This is a genomic window from uncultured Cardiobacterium sp., from assembly GCF_938028185.1.
Taxonomy (GTDB): domain Bacteria; phylum Pseudomonadota; class Gammaproteobacteria; order Cardiobacteriales; family Cardiobacteriaceae; genus Cardiobacterium.
Map to the genome: position 1 here is coordinate 1 of NZ_CALJAH010000287.1, position 3,507 is coordinate 3,507.

Annotated in this window: 2 protein-coding genes; one reads left to right on the forward strand and one right to left on the reverse strand. The window is 60.3% G+C overall.

Features of this window, described 5'->3' with window-relative positions; genetic code table 11:
- Positions 1-94: 94 nt before the first annotated feature.
- On the reverse strand, positions 95-511 hold the full coding sequence (locus Q0349_RS08505) for a hypothetical protein (protein WP_298080437.1): 417 nt from the start codon (positions 509-511) through the stop codon (positions 95-97).
- Positions 512-662: 151 nt separating this feature from the next.
- Between Q0349_RS08505 and secA the strand changes: the two genes are divergently transcribed.
- Positions 663-3,371, forward strand: a complete 2,709-nt coding sequence (secA, locus tag Q0349_RS08510; RefSeq protein ID WP_298080438.1) for a preprotein translocase subunit SecA — start codon at positions 663-665, stop codon at positions 3,369-3,371.
- Positions 3,372-3,507 lie beyond the last annotated feature (136 nt).

The window sequence follows — 3,507 nt, forward strand, 5'->3', positions numbered from 1 at the left end:
TTTTGTACGGCGAGGCGACGCAACACCGTATGAGGCTTTCGGTGGATGGCTATAAATGCCCGACCTGCACGAATGTCCCTGCCTGCACCGCTAACTATTTCCCGCGCAACTGACCCTCTATAAAAGCCTCAATCACCGCTTCCGCTTCCGCCTCGCTGTAATAATGGCGCGGATACAGGCGGCCTGTCGCGGGCAGCGCGCGCTGTTGCGCCCACACGTCCGCACGCACCACCACGCTCAGCTTCGGCGGATGCGGCAGCTTCGTTGCCAGCATCGCCTCGACCTCGCTCAGGAGAAAGCGCAACTGGTAGCCGTCGCTGCCATTGCCCACCCACAACTGCCAGCGCAACCCCTCCAGTTTGCCAAGCAGCACCCGGCTGCGCCACGCGGCGGGCAGGCAGGCATAAAGCAGATTTTGATAATCGCGCCACTGCGATTGCGCCACGTCAGCGTCAAGCTGGCGCAACAGCGGGCGCAAATAATTCCGGGCGGGGGCAAGGGCTTTTTTCATCGGATTTCCTTGAGAAAAACAGGAGTGGACGCATATCCACCGACAACGCCGCAATCATAACAAAGTGGGGCAATTCCTGCGCCGCACCACGGCAATTGCGGTATCATGCGCGGCTTTCCATGCCGCAACCCCAACAAAAGGAAGAACATTTATGTGGAATAGTCTCGCCGCAAAACTCTTCGGCTCCCGCAACGACCGGCTGATCAAGCAATACCGCAAAACCGTCGCCAAAATCAACGCACTCGAACCGCAAATCCAGGCGCTGGACGACAACGCCCTCAAGGCGAAAACCGGCGAATTTCGCGAACGCCTCGAAAAAGGCGAAACCCTGAACCAAATCCTGCCCGAAGCCTTTGCCGTGGTGCGCGAAGCGAGCAACCGCGTCCTCGGCCTGCGCCACTACGACGTCCAGCTCATCGGCGGCATGGTGCTGCACGACGGCAAAATCGCCGAAATGCGCACCGGTGAAGGCAAAACGCTGGTCGCCACCCTCGCCGTGTACCTCAATGCCCTGCCCGGCAAAGGCGTGCACGTCGTCACCGTCAACGACTACCTCGCCCGCCGCGACGGCGAAGAGCTGGGCGAACTCTACGGCTTCCTCGGCCTCACCACCGGCATCATCATCTCCGGGATGCCGCAGGACGAGAAACAGGCGGCGTACCGCAGCGACATCACCTACGGCACCAACAACGAATTTGGCTTTGACTACCTGCGCAGCAACATGGCGCTCGCCCCCGAAGACCGCCTGCAACGCGAACTCAACTACGCCATCGTGGACGAAGTGGACTCCATCCTCATCGACGAAGCGCGCACCCCGCTCATCATCTCCGGCGCCTCCGATATCGACAACGGCCTCTACGAAAAACTGAACAGCATCGTCCCCGAACTCGTCCCGCAAAAAGAAAAAGACGGCCCCGGCGACTTCAGCATCGACGAAAAAACCAAACAAGTCGGCCTCACCGAAAGCGGCCACGAACACCTCGAAGCGCTCTTGCACCAGCACGGCCTGCTCGCCGAGGACGAAAGTCTCTACGACCCAAAAAACCTCGGCATCTTCCACCACCTGAACGCCTGCCTGCGCGCGCACCACCTCTACCACAAAGACGTCGATTACATCGTACGCAACAACGAAGTCGTCATCGTCGACGAATTCACCGGACGCACCATGGACGGCCGCCGCTGGTCAGACGGCCTGCACCAGGCCATCGAAATCAAAGAAGGCGTGCCGATCAAACAAGAAACCCAAACACTGGCCTCCATTACCTACCAAAACTTCTTCCGCCTCTACGACAAACTGGCGGGCATGACCGGTACCGCCGACACCGAAGCCTTTGAATTCCAGGACATCTACGGCCTCGAAACCGTCGTCATCCCCACCAACCGCCCGGTACAGCGCAAAGACCACACCGACCTCATCTACCTCAACCAAAAAGGCAAATACGACGCCATCGCCGCCGACGTGCGCGAATGCAAAGAACGCGGCCAGCCGGTACTGCTCGGCACCGCCTCCATCGAAACCTCCGAACTCGTCTCGCGCCTATTGACCGACCTCGGCATCGAACACAACGTGTTGAACGCCAAACAACACGCGCGCGAAGCCGAAATCATCGCGCAAGCCGGCCGCCCCGGCCAGGTGACGATAGCCACCAACATGGCAGGGCGCGGTACCGACATCGTCCTCGGCGGCTCACTGCGCAGCGAACTGAACGCGCTCGGCAAAGACGCGACAGAAGAAGCCAAACAGGCCGTGCGCGACGACTGGCAACAACGCCACGAAGCCGTTATCGCCGCCGGTGGCCTGCACGTCATCGGCGCCGAACGACACGAATCACGCCGCATCGACAACCAGCTGCGCGGCCGCTCCGGCCGCCAGGGCGACCCCGGCTCCAGCCGCTTCTACGTCGCCCTCGACGACAACCTCGTCCGCATCTTCGCCGGCGAGCGCATGGCGAGCATGATGCAGCGCCTCGGCATGAGCGAAGACGAAGCCATCGAATCGCGCATGGTCTCCAAACAAATCGAAGGCGCGCAGCGCAAAGTAGAAGCGCACAACTTCGACGCGCGCAAAAACCTGCTCGAATACGACAACGTCGCCAACGAACAGCGCAAAGTCATCTACACCCAGCGTTCCAACATCATGGACGCCGACAACATCGCCGAACTCATCGCCGGAATGCGCCACACCGTCATGGAAAACCTCGCCAGCCGCTACATCAGCGACGACCAGGTACGACAAAACTGGGACATCCCCGGCCTCGAAGCGGCGCTGCGCAACGAATTTGGCCTGGCGGTGGACATCCAGAACCACTGGCTGCAAGCCAACCCCAACATGAGCGCCAAACAAATCACCGACGGCCTGGTCGAAACCCTCGAACACATCCAGCAAGAAAAAGAAGCGCAGGTCGGAGCCGACATCATGCGCCGCGTCGAAAAATACATTGCACTGCAAACCATCGATACCCAATGGAAACAACACCTGGCGACGATGGACATGCTGCGCCAGGCCATCTGGCTGCGCTCGCGCGCCCAAAAAGACCCGAAGCGCGAATACCAGCGCGAAGCCTTTGAACTGTTCAAAGACCTGCTCGACCACATCCAGTTTGAAATCGTGCGCGTCATGGCACACATCCAGTTCCAGGCACAAAACGCGGCAGACGAAGCCGAGGCCATGCAACAACAGGCACAACGCCAGCACGACGCCGAACTCGCCCACGCCCGCTACCAGGGCAGCGCCAACAGCAGCGAAGAAAGCAGCCTGCGCGAACCGACCGCCGAAGAACTCGCCAAAACCGGACGCAACGACCCCTGCCCCTGCGGCTCCGGCAAACGCCTGAAGGACTGCCACGGCAAACTGGCATAACGAACCATAAGCCCTCTCCCCTGTGGGGGATGGGCGAGCTGGAGCGGCAAACGACTCGCACCGCACCAGAAACCACTTACATACACCATGAGCGCTCAGGTGTATGTAAAACCCCAAAACACCCTCCCGTTGCAGG

Coding starts and splice junctions, on each gene's coding strand:
- Q0349_RS08505 (WP_298080437.1), bottom strand. CDS start 511: ATGAAAAAAGCCCTTGCCCCCGCCCGGAATTATTTGCGCCCGCTGTTG.
- secA (WP_298080438.1), top strand. CDS start 663: ATGTGGAATAGTCTCGCCGCAAAACTCTTCGGCTCCCGCAACGACCGG.